At 51.1% G+C, this 22,054-nt stretch carries 28 protein-coding genes; 5 read left to right on the top strand and 23 right to left on the bottom strand.

The window, feature by feature from the left end:
* Window positions 1–105: 105 nt before the first annotated feature.
* Complete coding sequence (locus KNO78_RS11595; RefSeq protein WP_015880408.1) at window positions 106–1,731, top strand: ABC-F family ATP-binding cassette domain-containing protein; 1,626 nt, start codon at window positions 106–108, stop codon at window positions 1,729–1,731.
* Window positions 1,732–1,762: 31 nt separating this feature from the next.
* On the opposite strand, the gene KNO78_RS11590 is transcribed toward KNO78_RS11595, so the two are convergent.
* Window positions 1,763–2,512, bottom strand: a complete 750-nt coding sequence (locus KNO78_RS11590) for a FixH family protein (protein WP_214691344.1) — start codon at window positions 2,510–2,512, stop codon at window positions 1,763–1,765.
* Window positions 2,513–2,777: 265 nt separating this feature from the next.
* On the opposite strand from KNO78_RS11590, the gene KNO78_RS11585 reads away from it, so the two are divergent.
* Window positions 2,778–3,968 carry a LysM peptidoglycan-binding domain-containing protein gene (locus tag KNO78_RS11585; protein ID WP_214691345.1) on the top strand — a complete coding sequence of 397 codons (1,191 nt, stop codon included), beginning with the start codon at window positions 2,778–2,780 and terminating at the stop codon, window positions 3,966–3,968.
* A 65-nt stretch (window positions 3,969–4,033) separates the two neighbouring features.
* Window positions 4,034–4,297 carry an LlsX family protein gene (locus KNO78_RS11580; protein WP_214691346.1) on the top strand — a complete coding sequence of 88 codons (264 nt, stop codon included), beginning with the start codon at window positions 4,034–4,036 and terminating at the stop codon, window positions 4,295–4,297.
* A 26-nt stretch (window positions 4,298–4,323) separates the two neighbouring features.
* Here KNO78_RS11580 and KNO78_RS11575 read toward each other — a convergent pair whose 3' ends face one another.
* The 13 genes from KNO78_RS11575 to KNO78_RS11520 all read right to left on the bottom strand — a co-directional run bounded on the left by KNO78_RS11575 (window position 4,324) and on the right by KNO78_RS11520 (window position 13,746).
* Window positions 4,324–4,761, bottom strand: a complete 438-nt coding sequence (locus tag KNO78_RS11575; protein ID WP_214691347.1) for a hypothetical protein — start codon at window positions 4,759–4,761, stop codon at window positions 4,324–4,326.
* On the bottom strand, window positions 4,758–6,083 hold the full coding sequence (locus KNO78_RS11570) for a PepSY-associated TM helix domain-containing protein (RefSeq protein WP_214691348.1): 1,326 nt from the start codon (window positions 6,081–6,083) through the stop codon (window positions 4,758–4,760). Before KNO78_RS11570 ends, KNO78_RS11575 begins: the two co-directional genes overlap by 4 nt.
* Window positions 6,084–6,299: 216 nt before the next feature.
* Entirely contained in the window at window positions 6,300–6,425 is a 126-nt protein-coding gene (locus KNO78_RS15645) for a hypothetical protein (protein ID WP_256443674.1), read from the bottom strand.
* 60 nt (window positions 6,426–6,485) lie between these two features.
* Window positions 6,486–7,496: a ThiF family adenylyltransferase gene (locus KNO78_RS11565; protein ID WP_214691349.1), complete on the bottom strand. Its 1,011-nt coding sequence runs from the start codon at window positions 7,494–7,496 to the stop codon at window positions 6,486–6,488.
* Entirely contained in the window at window positions 7,493–7,957 is a 465-nt protein-coding gene (gene moaC / locus KNO78_RS11560) for a cyclic pyranopterin monophosphate synthase MoaC (protein ID WP_214691350.1), read from the bottom strand. The genes KNO78_RS11565 and moaC overlap by 4 nt, the downstream gene beginning before the upstream one ends.
* 3 nt (window positions 7,958–7,960) lie before the next feature.
* Complete coding sequence (locus KNO78_RS11555; protein ID WP_015880400.1) at window positions 7,961–8,188, bottom strand: MoaD/ThiS family protein; 228 nt, start codon at window positions 8,186–8,188, stop codon at window positions 7,961–7,963.
* Window positions 8,185–8,640 carry a molybdenum cofactor biosynthesis protein MoaE gene (locus KNO78_RS11550; protein WP_015880399.1) on the bottom strand — a complete coding sequence of 152 codons (456 nt, stop codon included), beginning with the start codon at window positions 8,638–8,640 and terminating at the stop codon, window positions 8,185–8,187. The genes KNO78_RS11555 and KNO78_RS11550 overlap by 4 nt, the downstream gene beginning before the upstream one ends.
* Window positions 8,618–9,094: a molybdopterin-guanine dinucleotide biosynthesis protein B gene (gene mobB, locus KNO78_RS11545; protein WP_074035050.1), complete on the bottom strand. Its 477-nt coding sequence runs from the start codon at window positions 9,092–9,094 to the stop codon at window positions 8,618–8,620. The genes KNO78_RS11550 and mobB overlap by 23 nt, the downstream gene beginning before the upstream one ends.
* Window positions 9,070–10,305, bottom strand: coding sequence for a molybdopterin molybdotransferase MoeA (locus KNO78_RS11540; protein WP_214691351.1), 1,236 nt, complete (start codon window positions 10,303–10,305; stop codon window positions 9,070–9,072). Before KNO78_RS11540 ends, mobB begins: the two co-directional genes overlap by 25 nt.
* A complete protein-coding gene (locus KNO78_RS11535) occupies window positions 10,305–10,853 on the bottom strand; it encodes a molybdenum cofactor guanylyltransferase (protein WP_214691352.1) in 549 nt (182 codons plus the stop codon). The genes KNO78_RS11540 and KNO78_RS11535 overlap by 1 nt, the downstream gene beginning before the upstream one ends.
* Window positions 10,850–11,353, bottom strand: coding sequence for a MogA/MoaB family molybdenum cofactor biosynthesis protein (locus KNO78_RS11530; protein WP_015880395.1), 504 nt, complete (start codon window positions 11,351–11,353; stop codon window positions 10,850–10,852). Before KNO78_RS11530 ends, KNO78_RS11535 begins: the two co-directional genes overlap by 4 nt.
* A gap of 5 nt (window positions 11,354–11,358) precedes the next feature.
* Window positions 11,359–12,366 (bottom strand): GTP 3',8-cyclase MoaA, encoded by a 1,008-nt coding sequence (moaA, locus tag KNO78_RS11525; RefSeq protein ID WP_211781931.1) that lies wholly within the window; start codon window positions 12,364–12,366, stop codon window positions 11,359–11,361.
* 63 nt (window positions 12,367–12,429) lie between these two features.
* Window positions 12,430–13,746: an MFS transporter gene (locus KNO78_RS11520; protein ID WP_211781932.1), complete on the bottom strand. Its 1,317-nt coding sequence runs from the start codon at window positions 13,744–13,746 to the stop codon at window positions 12,430–12,432.
* 222 nt (window positions 13,747–13,968) lie between these two features.
* Here KNO78_RS11520 and KNO78_RS11515 point away from each other — a divergent pair, with 222 nt between their 5' ends.
* The gene (locus KNO78_RS11515) at window positions 13,969–14,481 is read left to right on the top strand and encodes a hypothetical protein (RefSeq protein ID WP_214691353.1); all 513 of its coding nucleotides are present in this window, start codon (window positions 13,969–13,971) and stop codon (window positions 14,479–14,481) included.
* Here the strand turns inward: KNO78_RS11515 and KNO78_RS11510 are convergent, their stop codons facing one another.
* The 7 genes from KNO78_RS11510 to KNO78_RS11480 form a co-directional block, all read right to left on the bottom strand.
* Window positions 14,482–15,174 carry a Crp/Fnr family transcriptional regulator gene (locus tag KNO78_RS11510; RefSeq protein WP_034780597.1) on the bottom strand — a complete coding sequence of 231 codons (693 nt, stop codon included), beginning with the start codon at window positions 15,172–15,174 and terminating at the stop codon, window positions 14,482–14,484.
* Between the two features lie 110 nt (window positions 15,175–15,284).
* Entirely contained in the window at window positions 15,285–15,488 is a 204-nt protein-coding gene (locus KNO78_RS11505; RefSeq protein ID WP_015880390.1) for a hypothetical protein, read from the bottom strand.
* The gene (locus tag KNO78_RS11500; protein ID WP_015880389.1) at window positions 15,478–15,984 is read right to left on the bottom strand and encodes a QcrA and Rieske domain-containing protein; all 507 of its coding nucleotides are present in this window, start codon (window positions 15,982–15,984) and stop codon (window positions 15,478–15,480) included. Before KNO78_RS11500 ends, KNO78_RS11505 begins: the two co-directional genes overlap by 11 nt.
* A gap of 20 nt (window positions 15,985–16,004) precedes the next feature.
* On the bottom strand, window positions 16,005–16,547 hold the full coding sequence (locus KNO78_RS11495) for a 4Fe-4S dicluster domain-containing protein (RefSeq protein WP_015880388.1): 543 nt from the start codon (window positions 16,545–16,547) through the stop codon (window positions 16,005–16,007).
* Window positions 16,544–18,790 carry a molybdopterin oxidoreductase family protein gene (locus KNO78_RS11490; protein WP_015880387.1) on the bottom strand — a complete coding sequence of 749 codons (2,247 nt, stop codon included), beginning with the start codon at window positions 18,788–18,790 and terminating at the stop codon, window positions 16,544–16,546. The genes KNO78_RS11495 and KNO78_RS11490 overlap by 4 nt, the downstream gene beginning before the upstream one ends.
* The gene (locus tag KNO78_RS11485; protein WP_034780588.1) at window positions 18,783–19,070 is read right to left on the bottom strand and encodes a hypothetical protein; all 288 of its coding nucleotides are present in this window, start codon (window positions 19,068–19,070) and stop codon (window positions 18,783–18,785) included. The genes KNO78_RS11490 and KNO78_RS11485 overlap by 8 nt, the downstream gene beginning before the upstream one ends.
* Complete coding sequence (locus KNO78_RS11480) at window positions 19,051–20,178, bottom strand: MFS transporter (protein WP_214691354.1); 1,128 nt, start codon at window positions 20,176–20,178, stop codon at window positions 19,051–19,053. Before KNO78_RS11480 ends, KNO78_RS11485 begins: the two co-directional genes overlap by 20 nt.
* 134 nt (window positions 20,179–20,312) lie before the next feature.
* Here KNO78_RS11480 and KNO78_RS11475 point away from each other — a divergent pair, with 134 nt between their 5' ends.
* The gene (locus KNO78_RS11475; protein ID WP_015880385.1) at window positions 20,313–20,684 is read left to right on the top strand and encodes a DUF3221 domain-containing protein; all 372 of its coding nucleotides are present in this window, start codon (window positions 20,313–20,315) and stop codon (window positions 20,682–20,684) included.
* Here KNO78_RS11475 and modB read toward each other — a convergent pair.
* Window positions 20,681–21,322, bottom strand: coding sequence for a molybdate ABC transporter permease subunit (gene modB, locus KNO78_RS11470; protein WP_214691355.1), 642 nt, complete (start codon window positions 21,320–21,322; stop codon window positions 20,681–20,683). The genes KNO78_RS11475 and modB overlap by 4 nt on opposite strands.
* On the bottom strand, window positions 21,319–22,050 hold the full coding sequence (gene modA, locus KNO78_RS11465; RefSeq protein ID WP_015880383.1) for a molybdate ABC transporter substrate-binding protein: 732 nt from the start codon (window positions 22,048–22,050) through the stop codon (window positions 21,319–21,321). The genes modB and modA overlap by 4 nt, the downstream gene beginning before the upstream one ends.
* Between the last annotated feature and the right edge of the window lie 4 nt (window positions 22,051–22,054).

Here is a 22,054-nt window from a genome sequence, read left to right as displayed (position 1 = left end):
GAATAGAGTCATTTTTCACTTCCACTTTTTACGCGACTGCGCGTTTTTCAAAAACGTGATACAATACACGTCGTAAACTAATCAGAAAAACGAGGGATACCATACATGATTACAGTAAATAACGTCAGCCTACAATTTGGCGGTCGCAAGTTGTTTGAAGAGGTGAACATCAAGTTCACGCCAGGCAACTGTTACGGATTGATCGGTGCGAACGGTGCCGGAAAATCGACATTCTTAAAGATTTTATCAGGTGAACAAGATACGACGACGGGTGATGTCAGCATCACACCAGGCGAACGTCTCGCTGTCCTCAAGCAGGACCACTACGCGTATGAAGACAGTGCGGTTCTCGAGACCGTCATTATGGGTCACGAGCGTCTCTACAAAGTAATGAAGGAAAAAGACGCCATCTATATGAAAGAAGACTTCTCAGATGAAGACGGCATGCGCGCAGCTGAACTCGAAGGTGAATTCGCTGAGTTGAACGGTTGGGAAGCCGAGTCGGAAGCGTCGATGGTCCTTCAAGGTCTCGGAATCTCTGAAGCGCTCCACCAGAAACAAATGAGCGAACTCACAGGTGGGGAGAAAGTCAAAGTCCTTCTTGCCCAAGCGCTCTTCGGTAAGCCAGATATCCTCCTCTTAGACGAGCCGACCAACGGACTTGACCTAAAAGCGATTCAATGGTTAGAAGAATTCTTGATCAACTTTGAAAACACAGTCATCGTCGTTTCCCACGACCGTCACTTCTTGAACAAAGTCTGTACGCACATGGCCGACCTCGACTTTGGAAAAATCCAATTGTATGTCGGGAACTACGACTTCTGGTATGAGTCTAGCCAACTTGCTACACGTATGGCGGCAGACCAGAACAAGAAAAAAGAAGAGAAAATCAAAGAACTTCAAAACTTCATCGCACGTTTCAGCTCGAACGCATCGAAAGCGCGTCAAGCGACGTCACGTAAGAAGTTGCTCGATAAGATCACACTTGATGACATCCGTCCGTCGTCACGTCGTTATCCGTTCGTTGGATTTACGATGGAGCGCGAAATCGGAAACGATGTTCTCTATGTCGACAACGTTTCGAAGACGATTGACGGCGTGAAAGTGCTCGATAACGTCACGTTCTCACTCAACAAGACGGACAAAGTCGCGTTTGTCGGTCGTTCGGACGTTGCCATCACGACACTCTTCAAAATCCTCATGGGTGAGATGGAGCCAGACACAGGATCAGTCAAATGGGGCGTAACGACGACTCAGTCATACTTCCCGAAAGACAACTCAGAATACTTCGAGGGCTCAGAAAAGAGCATCCTTGACTGGTTGCGCCAGTTCTCGCCTGCCGATGAGTCAGACACGTTCCTTCGTGGATTCCTCGGCCGCATGCTCTTCTCAGGTGAAGAAGTCATGAAGAAGGCGTCTGTACTCTCAGGGGGAGAAAAAGTACGTTGCATGCTCTCGAAGATGATGCTTTCAAATTCGAACGTGCTCGTCCTCGACGATCCGACGAACCACTTGGACCTCGAATCGATCACAGCACTTAACAACGGTCTCGAGTCGTTCAAAGGCGTACTCCTCTTCAGCTCACATGACCATCAGCTCATCTCGACGATTGCGACACGCATCATTGAAGTGACACCGAATGGCATCGTGGATAAAGAAGCAACATACGATGAGTACTTGGAGAACGAGGCGCTTCAACAACAAGTTGAATCCCTTTACCAAAATGCATAATAAAAAATCGGCTCAAACGCGAGCCGATTTTTTATTTAACGTTTACCGTTTCCATCACGTGCTCATGAATGTCATGACCTTTCGTGACATGGACTTGAACGTTGTATGCGCCTGATTCAGCAAAAGTGTGTGCACCTTTATACATCCCAGCATCTGCTTCCTCCAACTTCACCCATTCATGCTTCTCTGCCCCATCTTGGAAGATTTCGAGCTGTACGTCCGCTCCAGCGAGCATCTCGTCTTCAATCATGACGTGTACCATGAATGGTTGTTCTTCCCCTGCTGTCGCCTCTTTCGGGTCAAGCGTGATATCCGCTCCAGCGTGGTGATGATGCTCACTCTCTTCTTCTGCTTCAGCAGCCGTTTCTGGATGTCCAACCGTCACGTTTGTCGTCGGCATGGTGTGCATCGAACGCGCTGTCACGTGAACCTGAACCGTATAGACCGCTTCTTCCGCGAACGTCGTCTCCGCTTCATAGACACCGTCTTTCGTGAGTGACGCCTTGATCATCTCACTTTCTTCCTTCGCACCATTCTTCCATACTTCGAACTTGATTTCATCCGCATCGTCTACAGGTTGACCATCTTGCGTGACTGTTACTGATAAAGGTACCGCCTCTCCCTTTTCAGCCGTTGCCTCTACCGTCAACTCTGCCTCGACCGGTTCCATTGACTGTGGAACAGCCGCGCTCTCCGCTTCTTTCTCCGTACCACACGCACCGAGTACGAATAACCCGATGAGTCCAAACACGACCCCAAACCGTGTCATCATCTTTTTCATCATAAGTCCTCCTTATAAATCGCTTACATCTTTCACACATTGTTCATGATACCATCTCTTTCCAAAAAGAGTGTGAGCATTCTGTGATATATCCCACGATACATTCTCACAAATTTCACACATATAGTTGAATCAAAATTTATTGAGTACATTTCCGAATTTTAGTCCATCATTTCTAAAAAGGGGTATATAAAATATATCAAGGTCAATCATTTGGAAAGTCTTAACATCAAGAGAGTTACATCATGAATGGAGGCGAATTCAGATGAAACGTAAGGTCATTCGTGGGGCGATGGCACTGTTCATCTTATTGGCGATGGTGATCACACAATCGATTTCCGTCAGTGCCGCCGCTTCAAAATTTGTCACGAGCGTGAACACGACGAGCAAGGTCGTCGCATTGACGTTCGATGACGGGGCAGACGGGGCGAACACGAACAAGATTTTAGACATTTTAGCAAAAAACAATGTCAAAGCCACTTTCTTTTTAACGGGGTCGGGCGCAAATAACCATCCACAGTACATTAAAAATATCGCCGCAAAAGGACATCAACTCGGAAATCACTCGTATACACACCCTGACTTCACCAAACTGACTGCCACGCAGATGAAATCCGAACTCGACCGCACGGAAACTTTGATTAAATCGTTGACCGGAAAAACGACAAAACCGATTTTCAGAGCCCCGTTTGGTGCAGTGAATAGTACCGTATTGAGCGGTGTCGGGGCTGCAGGATACGGATACACGATTCAATGGAACATTGATACGATTGACTGGAAAGGGTTGACCGCGAGCCAAATCAACACGAAAGTTCAGACTAACATCAAACCGGGTTCAATCGTCTTGATGCATACCGGAGCCGGGGCCCCAGGTACACCGCTCGCACTCCCAACGATGATTTCACAACTCAAAGCAAAAGGGTACAAATTTGTCACGGTCTCACAATTACTTGCATATCAAAACACATCGACGAACAAAACGTATACCGTGAAGTCAGGTGATACGTTGTACAGTATCGCACGGACATACGGAGTCACCGTCTCGGCGCTTGCTGCCGCCAACAACATTACGAACTACAGCTTGATTTATGTAGGACAAGTGCTCATCATTCCAGGAACTACCGTTACACCACCTACGACGACCGTGAAATACACTGTGAAATCGGGCGACACACTCTACAAGATTGCGACGATGTACAATACGACCGTCGCAAAAATCGCAGCCGCCAATAACATCACAAACGTCAACTCCATCTATGTCGGACAAGTGCTCATCATTCCAGGAACGACCGTTACACCACCTACGACGACTGTGAAATATACGGTGAAATCGGGCGACACACTCTACAAGATTGCGACGATGTACAATACGACCGTCGCAAAAATCGCAGCCGCCAATAACATCACAAACGTCAACTCCATCTATGTCGGACAAGTGTTGACCATTCCGAAATGATTGCCTCGTGAATCTTTTCCTCAGCTTGTGACGTATCGTATACAAACAGGAAAAGAGGAAACGCTATGACTCGAACCGTAATCCGTGTCAGTACTACCGCATTCATCGGACTTTTGGTTTCAATTGCCACATTCTCGATTTTGATTTGGCTCGGTTATGAACAAGCACTCACATCCGGTGAGCCGATCCAATTCTTAACACGTGAGATTTATCAATTCGAGAACGGAATCGGGGTCGCCAACCAGAATCAAATGGCCATCCTCGGTGCCGGATTTATGGGCATTGCCGTTCTCATTGGAGAGATCGGGATACGTCTTAAACGAAAGTAACCGCTGCATACGCAACGGTTACTTTTTTAATGCTGATGTTCACCACCATGGTCGTGTGAGTGAACGATTGGTTGCTGCAATTGGTCGATTTGGTCTTGCGGTACATCACCGACAATCATCCATGCGGACGGCGTATAGACCTTCTGCCCTTCATGGACCATGCCGTTCACTTGGTAGATTCCCTGATCGAGTTTCACGCTCGTCACGAGATAGCCATCCTGTTCTGTCACCTCATACGTCCGGGTCTCTTCCGAATCGTAAGGCGTGACTTGAATATGGCTTTCCGTCACACGTTCATCATTCGATACTTTCATCGCAAGCGTCGTCGAGCCAACTTCTACACGTTCAGGTACGATCAGTTGAATCCCAATCGGATCAATGGTGCGTTCTACTGGTTGAAGTTGACACGCGCTTAACCAAATTGTCGCTAGGATGACAGGAATGACTGCTTTAAATCGTTTCATGCTGCCACCTCCGCTTTCAACTTCCGGCGACCAATCAACCAATCAAATAGGAGAACGACAAGAATACTGATTCCTGCGAGCGGTAATGTCACACCTAGAAGTAAAATCAAGATACCGACGATTCGTTTAATGCGTTCGTCCTCAAACCGCTTCATCTGTTCAATGGATCCGACTTTTCGTTTGCGCCACATCATGAACGAGCTGATGACCACGAAAATGAGACCTAGACAAAGCGCGACACCGACCAATTGATTGAGTAAACCGAACAGGCGACCTTCATGGAACGCGATTCCAACCGTAATCAGTTTTCCGAGAATCCCGTAATCTGCGTATGTCACAGAGCTGAGTGTTTCACCACTATATTGATCTAAGTTCACCGTCGATTCTTTAAATGGATGACCTGCTGCCGATGTGACAGTATAGACGCCTGTTTCGCCTTCCGGAAGCGAGATTGTGTACGGTCGATCAATCGTGGACTTGTTCACCACCTGATTTAAATCAATCGGCAACAGCGTACTTGGAGAAGACGTTGGAACGAGATCTGCTTGGGTCGCCCAAGGTACGTCTTCTGCCACCTCTTTTGTCGTCACGGTCGATTCTGGCTTGGCGCCAAACGCATAGGCATACATCGGTGCTCCCGTGTTTGTCGACGAGGAAACCCACTGCAACATCGCACCCGAAACGGATGACCAAGCCAACCCTGAACTGATAATGAGCACGAGGCCTAGCGATGACCACAAAGCGACGCTACCGTGCATCTGCTTCCACCACTGTCGTCCTTTCCCAAGCTTCGGCATAAGCATCCGAAGCGGATTCTTACCACGCGGCCAAAACAAGAATGTCCCCGTAATAAGAAGAATGATTGCCCAGGACGCCGCGAGTTCGACGACCCAGTTCCCGATTTGACCACCTAATAGTGTGCCATGAATCACAACTAATAAATCCATGCTACCTTCAGCAGACCGCGTTCCTAAAACTTCTGTAGTTTCCGGATGAATATATGTATACATCATCTCGTCTTTGTTCATCCAACCGATTCGAGTCGATTCGCCTTCATCCGGCAAACGAATCGATGTGATCATCGCATCCGGATATTCCGTCATGAATGATTCCTTTTGGACTTCAATCGGCTGTTCTTCCGTGAAAGTTGCCGTCATCATGTCTTTGTATTGCATCTTCGTTATTTGCGGTTCAAATAAATAAATGCTTCCTGTCACAGCCAGGATAATAAAAATTGGTGCAAATATGAGACCTGCATAAAAGTGCCAACGCCATACCGCTTGATACCAAGCGTTGCGTTTATTCAATCGTTCCCCTTGCATGATGCTTCCCCCTTTATCATTGTGTCCAACTTGTGAACAGATTGAGTATACAAGGAATGGAAACGGTTTATTCTTACTATTTGTGACAACTATTCGTCGAATTGGAGAAGTGAAAATGAACTTTGGTTCATCTTTTTTTCACATATTCATCAATCTATCTCACATACTTTCACATAAAGAAAGAGACACCAACAAGTTGGCGTCTCCAAAATATGATCAATTTGTGAACTGCTCTGCTTCTGTCGACCCAGCCAGTGCAGTCGTTGATGATTGCCCACCTGAGATGACGAGCGAGACTTCATCGAAGTAACCCGTTCCGACTTCACGCTGATGACGTGTCACAGAAATTGTTGTATCATTTTGTATTTTTTTAGGGAGAAACAAGCTCTATGATGCGATGAATTACGTACCAAGACATTCATCGACCATCGCGACCGCGACATGCGCATCGTCAACGCCATGGACGAGAACCCTTCCGTCTTTGAACAAGAGCATCCGGTGATTCCGCCATCGCCATTCCAACGTGAACGGTGTCTGCTTCACGGCGATGTCCGCCCGTTCGAGTTGATGCGCGATTGGTTCCAGACCCTCGATGGACCGACGGACTTGGACGACATCGCGCCCACATAGGATCGCTGTCTGTTGTCGATTCGAAACGAGACTCGGATAGTCATGGGTTTGACAAGACGGGCAAGACACGTCGACGAGCCGTGCGACATCGAGTCGCTGCGACTGGTTTTCCCACATGTCTTCAATCAAGAGCCGACGTTCCATCTTTTCAGGACGCCCCGTCAAATATTTCAATGCCTCGACGGCTTGACGGCTCGCCACATGTTGCACGATTGGAGCCACCACCCCCGCTGTCGCGCAAGTCTGACCGGCTAGCGGCAAATGACGCATGAGACAACGAAGACACGGCGCTTCTTCCGGCATCACCGTGTAGTTCATGCCGTATGCCCCGACACAAGAGGCAAACAAGAACGGAATGCCGCGCTCGAGTGCGAAATCGTTCAATAGAAGACGTGTCTCGACGTTATCGGTCGCGTCCAAGACGAGATCAACGGGCGGCAAAGGCCGAAGCCAATCCCACGATACGTCGGCGATTTGCGCGTCCAACTCAACGTCTGAGTTGATGGTCCGCAGGCGTTCGAGCGCCGCGACCGCTTTCGGCGTCTCGGCACGTGCGTCCTGTTCCGTATAGAGCGTCTGTCGTTGTAAGTTCGTCACCTCTACATAGTCGCGGTCGACGAGGATAAGTGAGACGCCGGCCCGAACAAGTTGATCGCTCACGGCCGCTCCGAGCGCACCGAGACCGACGACGAGCACTCGTTTCACCATCAGACGTTCTTGCCCGTCCCCACCGATACCGTGGAACCGGGCCTGCCGCGCGTAACGTTCCGGAACATGTGTCATCGGACGTAGCCCCCTGACTTCCCGCCTTGTTTCTCAAGCAAGTATGTCGGCCCGATGACGATGCCTTTATCGACCGCTTTCGTCATATCGTATACGGTCAACGCTGCGACCGATGCGGCCGTCAACGCTTCCATCTCAACACCGGTATCACCTTTCGTCTTCACGAACGACTCGATGATGAGCTGTGTCTCGTCCCATTCGAATGTTAAATCGACTTTTTTCAAGGCGAGCGGGTGACACATCGGGATGATGCGGCTCGTCTCTTTGGCGGCCATAATCCCGGCCACTTGGGCGACAGCAAGCACGTCGCCTTTCGCAAGGTCACCATCCGTGATGAGCTGTTTCAGTTCACTGCTCAATTCAACTGATGTGTGGGCCCGAGCTGTCCGTGTCGTTTCCGGTTTATCCGAGACATCGACCATCCGCGCCCGCCCTTGGTCGTTCATGTGTGTCAGTTCCATCGTTTATCCTCCGCTCACCATTGGAATGACGGCGACCGTGTCTCCGTCTGCAACCGTATATTCGTCCGTCTCATAGCGCTCATTGACCGCGAACATGAGACGTTCCGCTCCCGACACGCCCCGCTCGGCCAAATCCGCTCGCAAGGCGGCGATTGTTTGTGGAGCCGAAACGGTATAGGACCGGACCGCCAACTCTTCTGCCACGTGGGCAAAACATAATACCTCAATCATGTGTACGTCACTCCTTCCGGGCGTCCTGGGTGTTGTTCTTTTTGATCACCCATCCATTTCGTGCCGTCGGTCCAATGCTCCCGTTTCCAAATTGGGACAATTTCTTTAATCCGTTCGATGGCGTAACGATTCGCCTCGTATGCGTCGGCGCGATGGGAAGAACTCGTCGCGATGACGACCGCTTCTTCCATGATATCGAGTCGTCCAATCCGGTGATGGATCGCCGTCAACGCACCAGGCCAACGTTCCGCCACTTCTTTCGCGATTTGTTCGAGCATCTTCTCGGCCATCGGTACGTATGATTCATACTCCAAGAGCTCAGTCTGTTTGGAACCCGTCATTTCTCGCACCGTCCCGATAAACAGCACGACCGCCCCGACGTTTCGATGCCGGACCGTTTCGTAAAGCGCCATCGGTTCGAGCGGATGTTCATTCACTTGATACCATTTCATTCTCCATCCACCTTTCCACTAAACGCATCAACCGGTCCTTGTCTGCCACGGAATCTCCGCGCGCGATCACGTTCGTCACATCGACCGGTTGTTCATGCCCGTCTCGCACGAGCATCACTTTCGGATAATCTTTCCGTTTGTATCCCTCGATGATCACGATGTCGACGTGCGCCTCGTACCAGTTGAGGAGCAACTCAAACGTGTCGACCGCTTGCCACTCGATTAACGTCCCGTCTTCACCGATCACACTCGATAGCACGGCACCAGCCAACGCGTGACGATGCGAGTCCGTCATCGGCAAGTCGAACGTCCCTCCGTGACCGTGGTGTTTGATGACACCGACACGGAGCCCCGTCGCCGACAAGCGTGCTGTCAGCTCAGAAACGAACGATGTTTTACCGCTATTTTGATAGCCGACCACTTGTAAAATCAAAGCTGATCGATGATTCGACATCGCACCAAGTCCCCTTTTTGAAACCCTCTCGTTCCGCCTGGCAGATGAATCAACGCGTTACACGTCGCGAGTGAGGAGACGATGCCCGACTTGTCTTTCCCGCTCGGATGAACCACCGTCTGCCCGGTCGCATCAATCGTCACATGTCCACGCACGAACCGGTCGAACGGATTCGTTTTCGGGAAATCGACACCAAGTTCCGCCTGGATGACAGGTCGCTCCGCTTGCCCGAATAACGTCTTCATATACGTGCCTACAAACAGTTCCGTTCCGACAAAACACGCCGACGGATTCCCGGATAATCCAAACAACAACCGATGTTCGACGTGCGCGACCGTCGTGACGGACCCTGGCCGCATCCCAACTTTATTAAACAGCACCGTCGCCCCGAGCGCCTCATATACATCCGGTAAATAATCAAAATCTCCGACCGATACCCCGCCTGTCGTGACGACGGCATCACTCGTCCGAAGTGCCTCGTCAATCGCCCGCTTTGTCGAAGCGAACGTATCCGGCAAGATACCGCCATATGTCGCCGCGCCACCGAGTGCCTCGATTTGAGCGAGAATCATATATGCATTCGAATTATAGATTTGCCCATCGGTTTTTTTCTGTCCCGGTTCAACGAGCTCATCACCGGTCGCAAACACGGTGATGTGCGGTTTTACGTATACGTCGACCTGCTCATACCCGAACGTAGCGAGCAAGGCGATGACGCCCGGATTAATGCGGGTGCCTCGGTCAACGATATTCGTCCCCGCCGTCATATCTTCCCCACGATAGGAAATATTGGCATCGCGGGCCGGTCGCTTGAACGTCACGACTCGTTCATCCGCTTGTGCGAGCTCGAGCATGACGACCGCATCGACTCCGTCTGGAATTTTTGCCCCGGTCATGATGCGAATCGCCTCGCCGGCGCGGAGCGGTTCTCCGACGTGTCCGGCTCCCTGAACGTATTGAATGGGTAATGTCACCGGTTCATCGCGGCTCGCTCTCAACAAATCCGCGGACTGGACAGCAAAACCGTCATACGGAGATTTATTAAATGCTGGAACGTCATGCGTCGCAGTGAGATCCATCGCTAAAATCCGGCCGTTCGCTCGATACAACGGTACCGTTTCCGTCCGACCTTTCCCCGTCGCTTCTTGGACACGGATGACCGCCTCGTCAACGGCGAGCGGCTTACGAAATAGCGTCGACATCTTTTCCATTACTCCACTTCCTTTCCTAGCAATTCTTCATAATCACTCGGTGTGTTCACATTTTTAAACCAGTCCCGTTCAGCAAACGAGACGATTGTCGCCTCTGTCAAGTGAGGCATGACCGCCCGTTCGCCTCGACGTAAAGCGGCTTCGAACTGGGACAGTATCGAGCGGGGATACAAGGCGATGAGCGGATGGATTCGATTATCTGCGTAGGCGACAACCGGCTGATTCTCTCGTTCTATCACAAGCCGTTCATAAACGGGCGACGGCAACAAAGGTGTATCACACGCACAGATGGCATACCATTCAGCCGGGACGTGCCGCATGACGGTGACGATGCCGGCGAGCGGCCCCATGCCGCGCCATTCCATGTCATCTTCAAGTTGATATGAGGTCATCGACTGTCCGGCCGGTACGACGCTCCATTGGGACTTCGTCGTTGTAACGAGTGTCTGTCGCGCCCGCTCTTCAAACGAGATGTCCTCATAACAGGCTTGCCATTTAGGGGATCCGAACCGGCGCGATTTTCCGCCTGCCAAGACGATGCCGATCATCGCGTCGCTTCCCAGACGATATGGGAGAGCTCGGGAAGAATCAAGCGAGTCATCGCCAAGTCGACGGCGCCTCGCGACCCTGGCATCGAAAAGATGATCGTATCCCCGATGCGTCCTGCTAAAGCTCGCGACAACATCGCCGCCGGTCCGATATCTTCCGTGAAGCTGACATAACGGAACAACTCGCCGAAGCCGACCATTTCTCGGTCAAGCAGCGGTCGAATCGTCTCAATGGTGACGTCCCGTTTCGTGATGCCCGTTCCCCCGGTCGTCAAGATGACGTCCATTTTTTCGTCGACCATTCGTCTGACGGCCGCTTCGATTTCAAATGAGTCATCTTTCGTGATTTCGCGGTATGTGACCGTATGTGCTTCTTCTTTTAATAGCGTACAAATATGTTCGCCAGACACGTCCGTATCGAGTGTTCGCGTATCCGAGATCGTCAAAATCGCTGCCCGGACACGCTGTGTGTTTTGATGTACATGGTTGTGTGCTTGCATCGTCTTCATCCTCCGATATAACTCATTTCAATTCGGTTTCGCGTCCGACTCCCAGTTCGCGACCGTTCTTCCGAATAGCGGTCGTCCCGTACTTCCCATACCATTTTTAGTGTCATGGCAATCAATTCATCGCTCGCCCCACTGCGGAGCAATTCGCGGATATCGGTCCCGTCTTCTGCGAACAGGCACGTGTACCATTTGCCGTCACTCGATAGGCGACCTCGCGTACACGTTCCGCAGAACGGTTGGCTGACCGAAGAGATGAAGCCAACTTGCGCCCCATCCGTGTAACGGTAACGTTGCGCGACTTCTCCTAGTGTTTCGGGTGCCAGCGGTTCAAGTAATCCATTTCGTTGTTTCAACACCTCAAGAATCGATTCAGACGACACGACATGTTCGACGTTCCATTCATTCGCCGTGCCGACGTCCATGAACTCGATGTAACGGAGTGTGATGTTCCGTTCTTTGAAATACGCGGCCATAGGGGCGACTTCATGATCGTTCCAGCCTTTTCGGACGACCATGTTCACTTTCACTTCGAGCCCTTGCCGTTTCGCCTCATCGATTCCTCGTAATACTGTCTCGGGCGACGTGCCGCGTCCGTTCATCATCCCGAACGTCTCGGCCGATAAGGCGTCTAGACTGACGTTGACCCGGTCGAGCCCAGCTTGCTTCAACACTTTCGCCATCCGTTCTAAATAGACGCCGTTCGTCGTCAACCCGATAGTCTCGATGGTCGTGACCGCGCGAAGGCGGCGAATCAGTTCATCGAGATTCGGCCTGAGTAGAGGTTCGCCCCCGGTCAGACGCACTTTTTTCACGCCGTGTGGGGCGATGATGCGAACGAAGCGCTCGATCTCGTCAAACGATAACAACTCATCTCGTTTTAAAAATTGGTGGTGGCGGAACGCTTCTTCCGGCATGCAGTATCGGCAACGAAAGTTGCATTTATCAATGACTGAGATGCGTAAGTCTTCCAACGGTCGTCTCCGTCGATCGGTCCATGGTGTCATCTTGGTTCATCCTTTCTATCCATCAACGACAGCAGGGACCCTCACAGTCCCTGCGTCGATTTGTCAGCGAATCGGCTTCTCAGCACCGCTGCGCAAGTAATAATAAATTGTGGTGGCAATCGAGATCGCATAGAGCCCTAGCATGACGAACAACGCACCGTTGAACGAACCGACGAGCTCGAGCGACCAACCGAACATCTTCGGAATGAAGAAGGCTCCGTAAGCAGCAAACGCTGCCGAGAATCCGACGACGGCCGGTGTCTTCGTCGCCACGAATACGTGGGGAATCATCGCGAACGTCGCTCCAGAGTTGAGTCCTGTTGCGATGAACAAGACGACGAAGGAGATGAAAAACATCGTCAAGTTGCTGTTCGTGATGGCCATGATGACACTGATCGTACCGAGCGCCATGATTCCGAACACGATTAATGTCACTTTGGCCGCTCCGATCTTATCACTGATCCAGCCTCCAAACGGACGCGAAGAGGCGCCAAGGAATGCACCAAGGAAGGCGAGCGCCATCAAGTCCGACTCAGGGAACTTTAACTTTAAAATCATCGGGAACGCTGCGGCATATCCAATGAAGGAACCGAACGCCGCCGTGTAGAGCAACGTTTGAATCCAAAAATGTTTGTCTTTAAACACGCTCGCCTGTTCACGAAGCGATTGACGCGCGGTCGGTAAGTTATCCATGAACAAGTATGCGCAGACCGTCAAAATGATGGTCGGCACGACCCAAAGGAGCGCGGCGTTTTGAAGCCAAATCTCTTCGCCGGTCTCGGTCACGAGGGCGTTCCCGCCGATGAACCCGAAAATACTTGTCGTGATGACGAGCGGTGTGATCAATTGGACGAGCGAGACGCCCAAGTTCCCGATGCCTCCGTTAATCCCTAGCGCCGTCCCTTTTTTCGCTTTCGGATAAAACGCGCCGATGTTGGCGTTTGATGACGAGAAGTTTCCGCCGCCTAGTCCGCAAAGTGCGGCCAAAATCATGAATACCCAATACGGCGTATTGACGTTTTGAACGGCATAGGCGATGCCTAGGAGCGGCAACAACAAAATCGATGTCGAGAAGATCGTCCAGTTCCGACCGCCGAATATACTGTTTGCGAACGTATAGAAAAAGCGCAACGTCGCCCCGACGAGTCCAGGTAGGGCGGCCAACGTGAACAGCTGGCCTTGCGTAAAGCTAAACCCGATCGAATTCAATTGGACGGCCGCGACCGACCACATTTGCCAGACGATGAATGCAAGCGTCAGTGCCGGGACCGAAACGAGCAAGTTCCGATTGGCGACTTGTTTTCCCGTTCCTTCCCAGAATCCCACATCCTCTGGCTTCCACTCCGCGAGTGCGTGTGACCCTTTGTCTAATTGTTGCATAGTCTATTCCTCCTCTTAACGGTTCAATTCGTACCCTAATCTCATCCTATCGGCCACCCCCTAAAAAAAGTGTGCCTTCTTTCACACTTATTTCGCATCTTGCGTTTTTTTCTCACCCTGTCATCAATCTGTGACAAAATCGCCTATCTTTTGTTTCTGTGACATTGAACACAGAAAAACCCTCCCCGATTCCTTACGATAAGGAATAGAGGAGGGATTAATTTGTCACATCTCATTCAAATCCACTGTGCGCCCGAAGTTCGCTTGGCGCTACAACCATATTTCTTCAGTCAAGACGGGGCCCACGTGTTCCGTGTCTTCGGCGTCGCGATCGCCGAGGCTGCGTTCACCGAAACGGGGCTCGATATCACATTCCCACTTGAAAGTCCGTTAGAAGAACTAGAAGCGCTGCACACCTTGCTCGTTCGGATCGACACTCACCATGACGTGACGATCGATGATACCCAGGCAGTTATCGGTTACTTAGGGGACGGGACCACGGTCACCGTTTATCGCCATTTCAAACGATGGCTCGACTTTTTATCTGCAGCGCGTGTCCGCTCGATGGAAGGTGTCGTCGTCGAGGTCCGTGCCAACGGGATCAAGCTAGCCGAAGGCGTGCTCCGGTCTTATGAATTGATGGAAAATGGCGAGTTTTATGTATCGGCCTGTACAATCGAGACCGATGGATTGGAGCATTTTGAAGGCGAGCTATCGCTTGCCGCCGTAATGTGATCAATCGATGACACAGACCGAGACCGGACAGTCCTCACAATGGTTGAGCAGTTTCAACCGGTCGAGGTCATGGATAATGATTTGACGGGAAGGGAGTGAAATAATCCCTTCTTGGGCGAGCTCGTTCAACATTCGATTCACGCGTTCACGCGATGTCCCGCAATAGTTGGCGAGCTCTTGGTTTTTCAGTTTCAAGTCGATGAGAATGCCGTCTTCGACTTCCACCCCATAGCTGTTCGCCATACGAATGAGCGTCGAGTAGAGCGCTCCTTTTTTCCCGTTCAGCACCAAGTCTCTAAATTTCGTATGCTGTTTCCGCATATGTTCGTTGATCATGACCATGAACTCGCGGACGAATTCCGGGTTCGACGACAAAATCATCGTTTCAATACGCTCGATTTTGACCGCGTAAATTTCACTATCTTCTAACGCCTTGGCGTTAAATAAATATTTTGGTTCGATTGCGAATAACGTCAACTCTCCGCAACAAGCCTCAGCGCTTAAACAACGTAACGTCAATTCTTTTCCATTTTCCGTCAATTTCGAAATTTGAATCAGTCCACTCTTTACAATATAAAATTCAGCTGCGTCTTCTTGTTCTCGGAACAGAAAACCGCCTTTTGGGACATGAATGATTCGATGTGCCAATTTTTTTGTTTCCTCGAGCACCATCGCTTTACTTGAATGAGCCATTTCCACCGACCTTCCTTAAAACACGTTGCGCCATATGAAAGCTTGCCTTCATTCTAAACACAACCCCCCTCGAAACGCAATCAACATTTGGAAGCGTTTCAAGGGGAGGACTATTCTTTCGTACGATATTCAATTTTTTTCCAATATCGATATAATAAGCCGATCAATCCGACATTGATGACGGCGATGATCATATACAGTCGCATCGAGGCGTGATTATACACCATGTAGCTCTCAATTGTATATTGCAAGAGTATCATGTTCGTCGCGAGCAATATGACCAATCCGATTAAACTCCAACCGTTACGCCCCATGATGAATCTCTCTTCCGACCGCAAAAATCTTCCCGTTCTCGATTTCAAGCAAGATTTTAGGGAGTTCCCGCTGCGGCGGACCGGCCTGTGGTTGGCCGTCGACACCGAAGTAACCACGATGGCACGGACAAAGAAGAACATCTTCTTCCTCCACATAAAACACTGGGCACTGCAGATGAGTGCATTTGTTGTTATAGGCGACGAATTCACCATTCTTTAAATGAACGAGCAACGATGGTTCCGTACCCGGATATTCAAATTCGAGTGATTTCCCGCGCTCTAGCGCCTCGACCGTCGTGATGAACTGACGGTCGGTTCTCGGCTCGCTTCGAACGAAGGCCGCGATATTGAACGGGATAGTCGCGAGACCGAGTGCGATACCTGCGCCGAACGTTGATTTGATGAACGCCCGTCGATTCAGTTTCACGTCATCGGCCCGACTCAAGTTATCGACGAGTTCGGATAAGCGTTCCCGGTCTTTTGATTCATTCGACATAAGTCATCTTCCTTTCCATCTCAATCGGAATAGACGCCAAAGAATTCAGGGACGTAATTCCATTTATCGTCTTGCGAAGGCTTTTTCCCTTCGATCATGTTCATTTGGACGCGTTGACGACGGAGTTGCATCATCTCGTCATGGTCGATGAAGCGAATCGCATCCGACGGACAAACCGACGCACACATCGGCGCGATATCATGTTTGGAGCGGTCGTAACACATGTCGCACTTATACATCTTATTCTTCTCAAAGTCGAACTTCGGAATCCCGAACGGACAAGCGAACGTACAGTTCCGGCAGCCGATACATTTTTCTTCTGAAGCCGATAACACGACGCCCTCTGGCGTGATTTGAATCGCATTCGCCGGACATACTTGAGCACAAGCCGGATTTTTACACTGCATACAGATCATCGGGAACGTCTGACGGTTCTCCGAGAAATCGATATAATCCACATAGTTGCGCTCGAGCCCCTCGTGGTCCCCGCATTCGCGGCAAGCTGCCTGACAGGCCCGACAGCCGATACAACGTTCAAACTCTAAATACATGACCTTATTCATTTCGTATGAACCTCCTCATCCATGACGTGACAGCTCGTCGCAATCGCATGGTCCGCCATGAACGGCACGCTTGATCCGAGCGGGACCGTCAACGGATTAATGTGTAACGGGGTGTTGGCCGGTAACTTTTTCATTTGTACCGCACATACCTTGAACTCCGGCATGCGTGACATCGGATCGAGACACGGGTTCGTCAATTGATTGATGGCAAGCTCCTTGCCCCAATGATAAGGGACGAAGACCGTATCTTTTCGAATCGCCTTCGTCAAACGTGCTTCGACGACAATCGACCCGCGACGTGTGCGAAGCTCGACTTTGTCGCCCGTTTGAAGGCCATAACTTGATGCTAACTCCGGATGGATCTCCACGAACGGCAGTTTTGACATCGTGCTCAAGAAGTCGACACGGCGCGTCTGATTGCCCGATAAGTAATGGAAGACGACCCGACCTGTCGTGAGCGTGACCGGATATTCTTCATTCGCATATTCACCGGCCGGCCGATATGTGACGACAGGCAAATTTGCTTTTCCATTCGCCGTTCCAAACCGTTCTTTGAACATCGTCGGTGTGCCGGGATGATCTTCGGACGGACATGGCCAAAAGACACCATACTCGTCGTCGATTCGTTCCCATGTGATCCCAGAGTAGTCAGCCGCTCCACCTTTCGTCGCGATGCGGAACTCTTCCCAGATGTCACGCGCCGTCTCATACGGGAAGTACTGTCCGCGTCCCATCCGCTCAGCGATCCGCTTCATGATTTCCCAGTCTGGAAGCGAATCCCCGAGCGGTTCGCGCACTTTCCGGATCCGAATGACTCGTCCTTCTAAGTTTGTCGTCGTCCCTTCGTCTTCGGCCCACGAACAAGCCGGTAAGACGACATCAGCGAACTCACAAGATTCCGACATGAAGAAGTCACTAACGACGAAGAAATCGAGTTTGTTGAAACTGTCCCACACGTACGGAAGGTTCGGTGCCGAAACGGCTGGGTTCGAACACATGAGGTGCATCGCCCGAATCGTTCCCGCTTGAATCTCATCGAACATTTCGAACGCGGACACACCTGGTTTTGGCATCTCGGAAGGATCGATGCCCCAAACCCCGCTCACATATTCAATGGCTTTCGGATCAGTTAATTTTCGGTAGCCTGGTAACAGGTCTGCTTTTTGTCCATGTTCTCGTCCACCCTGCCCGTTCCCTTGCCCCGTCATCGTGGCGACGCCCGAAGCAAACTTCCCAATCATGCCTCGTAAGAGCGCCATCGACGTATAGAGCGAGACATTGTCGACGCCTTTTGACTGTTGTTCGACGCCGCGAGCGAACAACATGACCGAACGTGGGCTCTTCCCATAAATATGACCGGCCTTCTCGAGTTTTTCGATGGCGACACCGGTCACCTCACTCGTCCGTTCGAGCGTCCAGTCTCGGACTGACGCTTTCAATTCTTCATAGTTATCGCAACGCTCATCCACGTACGCTTGATCAACATAATCGTGTTCGACTAAAAAATTGAGCAGTCCCATCGCAAGCGCCGCATCCGTCCCTGGCTTCAAATCGAGATGGACATCGGCGACGCGCGCCATCGGAATTTCACGCGGGTCGGCGACGATGATTTTTGCGCCTTTGTCTTTCGCCTTCCAAATATGTTGCGTCGTCGTCGGATGACATTCGGCGATATTCGAACCGGCGACAAAGAATGTGTCGACGTGCTCGAACTCCGTCCATGGAAGCGTCGCTCCGCGGTCAATCCCAAGTGTCTTCAAGAAACCGCCGGCAGCTGACGACATGCAGAAGCGACCGTTGTAATCGATGAACCGTGTGCCGAGTGCGACCCGGGCATACTTCCCGACGAGGTAACATTTTTCATTCGTCATCGAGACGCCGCCGAAGACGGACACCGCATCTTTCCCATGCTCTCGTTGAATGCGTTTAAAGTTTGCTTCGATCACGTCGAGCGCTTCTTCCCATGTCGCTTTTTCAAACTTGCCGTTCCGTTTGATGAGCGGAGTCATGATGCGGTCCGGATGTTCGATCGTTTGATAGGCCGTGACGCCTTTCGGACAAAGTTTTCCTTTATTGACTGGGAAATCGTAGCGTGGTTCAACGCCTTTGACGGCCCCGGTTTTCTCATCGACCCGGATATGCATGCCGCACTGCATGCCACAGTAACAGCAATGGGTTGTAATCAATTTTTCGCCTGGTTTGATTAAGTTCTGTACTTCTGGCGACGTTAAAAAGTCACTCATCGTCTTCCCCTCCATAGAACGTTTCCGCTCTTCGTTTTGAAAATCCACTGACGTGATAGCCGTTAATCGTTTGAAGCGGATAATGCATCCCGTCACTTCCAGGCCGTCCGAGCGCCGAATCGAGCCGGGCCCGACGACGACAGCCGTGACAGAGGTCTTGGACCGTGTGCGCCGCATCGACTTTCACGAGTTGGTCCGACCCTTCGAGCAATTGTTTCACTTGTTCAATCTCTTCAAGCGTGCCGGTCGGTTCGCCGCACTTAACGCACAGGTGTCTCATCTTTTGCCTCACCTTTCGTCTTCTTCGGTCGGCCGAATCCTGGCATCGACATGCCTGTGTTCGTATCGACCGGGTGTGTCGGTAACTGTCCGTTCATCAAGTTCAATTGCATCTTCACACGCATCGAACGTCGACACGGTTGGCAGTAATCGGAGAGCTGGGTCCCGTCACTGAGCCCGAGCTGGATCGTCTGTGCTTGCAAAATCGCTTGGACGTCCTCGACTTGATTGTCCGTCGCATAACGTGTCCCGCACCCGGCGCAGACACGGGTCTCATCCGCTTCGACTTCCCGGTAGTTCATCGGGACGCTGGCCGCCATCGGTCGGACCGGCAAGTGGAACAGTTTACCGAACGGGAAGTAACATAAAAAGATGATGACGGTCAATTGATGGAACAAGGCGAGCTCGTGATGGATGAAGCCTCCGAAGAACACGTACGAAACGGTCAACAACAACCCCGAGACAGTGACGATGAGCAACATGAGGAGCGGTAAAATATCAAATTCGAACCGCTGGGTCACTTTCACGTCCTGGTCGTTGATCCGGCGATAGAGTGCCATGAGCACGCCGACGAGCAACATGAGCGCGGTGATGTTCAACCCGTTATAGACGAGCTCCGCGAACAACCCGTGCGCAGCCATCTTGATGGTCGGGATGTTAAAGACGACAATCTGATACGTCTCGATATCAATCAAATCAAACCGCATCCATTGGAACGTCAGCCCGAATGTGATGGCGAACGACCCGAGACATCCCCAGGCAATCAACATATGTTGGGTCCAGCGGTACCAGCCACGTTCCCAGATGAACTTCTGTAAGACGATGTTATTGACAGTTGTCGTGGCGACGGCTTTACCGGCCCGTTTCTTTTCTGCCTTCATTTGTTTGAGGCTCCGCTTCAATACTTGTGAGGTGGCCGGCCGTGCAAAAAATAACGTCAAGCGGACGACCATCCCAATCATGCAAATGACGGCGGCGATATAGTAGCCGAACAGCGCCATGTCTACGTGCTCAAATCCTGCCGAGGCGATCCATGTCGAGAGCACCAAGACGGTGAATCCTACGAACGACCACTTTGCGGCGGTCGAATAAAAATAACGATCGGACATATGTGTTCCCCCTTCTCTTTCCGAGCGACTTCATAGTTTCATCATAAAGATGACATCTCGACTTAACTGTTACTTTTTTCACAGATAAGCGATTCGAGACGTGACAGAATAATGAACGAAGGAGGCGTTCCCTTATGAAATCATCGCTTAAAATCATGTTATTCCTCACCATCGCGGCCATGCTCGTCGTCTTTTCCATCGGTTTCGTCTTCGCCAATCGAGCGACGACCGAACCAGATGTCGAGGGGTATGTGATTGAAATAAATGAATCTGACCGCACCGCACTCGTCATCAGCGGAATTACAGCAGAAGAGGCCATGCTCTCTCCTGACACTTTGTTCGCGCAAAGTGAACCGGAAGACGTAAGCTGGTTCAAGTTTCAAGTGAAAGCCACGTTCGAGCAAATCACTGTCGGGGACCACGTCCACATTTGGAAAAAGACCGGTCCGAGTATCTTAAATACTCCGAACCGGTCTTATGTGAAAAAAATCGACGTGATCGACTAATATGAACGCTTGCCGTAACGTTCACTTAGCCAGAGGACTAAAAACGCCAAACCAACTAACCACCCGCTCCAGACGAACGCCTGGGTCATATCACCGTTGATTGTCGCCACATAAATCGCTGTGGCGAGCGTCATCGTCTCGCCCGGGATATTTCCGGCAATCATCATCGTGATCCCGAACTCGCCGATTGACCGTGCGAAACCAAGGACAAACCCACTCGTCAACGCAGGTAACAGCAGCGGAATCGTCACGTAGGTGAACAGTTGGCGCTCTGACCCACCGAGCACGCGTCCGGCCTCATACCATTCCGCATCGAGTTGTTTAAGACCGAGACGAATCGTTTGGTAGATGAGCGGAAACGCGGCCAAGGCGGATGCGATGATGTTCGCCTGTTTTGTGAACAAGATCGTAATCGGTAACAATCCGCCGATCCCGTTGTTCCCGAGGACAATCAAAGCGTATAGTCCGATGACTGTCGGCGGCAAGATGAGCGGCAGTAAAAACACCGTCTCGAGCAGCCGCTTTCCTTTGAATTGACGGCGATGCATGAAATAAGCCGCTCCGAAGGCGAGGACGAAGGCGCTCACCGTCGCCATCATCCCGACTTCGAATGTGAGTTGAAGTGGATGTTGCGTCATTTAGAAAATCCTTTCGCTAAAAAGTGAGCTTGGATATCATCGTCAAACAAACGCGCGTACACATCGTGTACGTATGGGTTGTGCGTCAACCGGACCGCCGGATACGCGATCGTACCCGTCGCTTCAAACGGGACCGACTGAAGCGACTCGACGTCCGTCGTCAGTTCCGTCTTATAGACGAATCCCGCATTGGCGTCGCCTTGTTCGATGAGCGTCAATACTTGTCTTACATTCTGGGCGAACATGATTCGCGGTTCCACTTCTTCCCACACGCCTTCCACTTCTAGCGCCGCTTTCGCGTAGCGACCGGCCGGGACATTGACCGGGTCACCGATGACGATCCGAGCACATGCGTTTAAGTCGTACCATGTCTCCGCGCACGGTTTCCCTTTCGGTGTCACGAGCCACAGCTCGTTATACAAGAACGCATCCCGCTCTAGAATCGGGATTTGTAGTCGGTCGACATCATCAACGCTCGCGGCTAAAAAGATATCTGCCGGAGACCCGTGATCGATTTGTGCTCGCAAGGCGCCGCTCCCGTTCGTCACGACTCGAACATCGATCCCATCGAACTCTGCTTCAAGTTGTCGCTCGACCGCTTCTAAAGCCGGTCCTAAGCTTGCCGCCGCCAAAATGGTCACGGTGTCCTCCGAATCTGAACTCGACCAGACTTGACTTAGTAATAAGGCGACCGTCACCCCTACAATGACTTCACTCACCCGTTTCATGATT

This window comes from Exiguobacterium sp. s132, assembly GCF_018617235.1.
Taxonomy (GTDB): Bacteria; Bacillota; Bacilli; order Exiguobacteriales; family Exiguobacteriaceae; genus Exiguobacterium; species Exiguobacterium profundum.
This window is presented reverse-complemented; position numbering and strand designations above follow the sequence as displayed.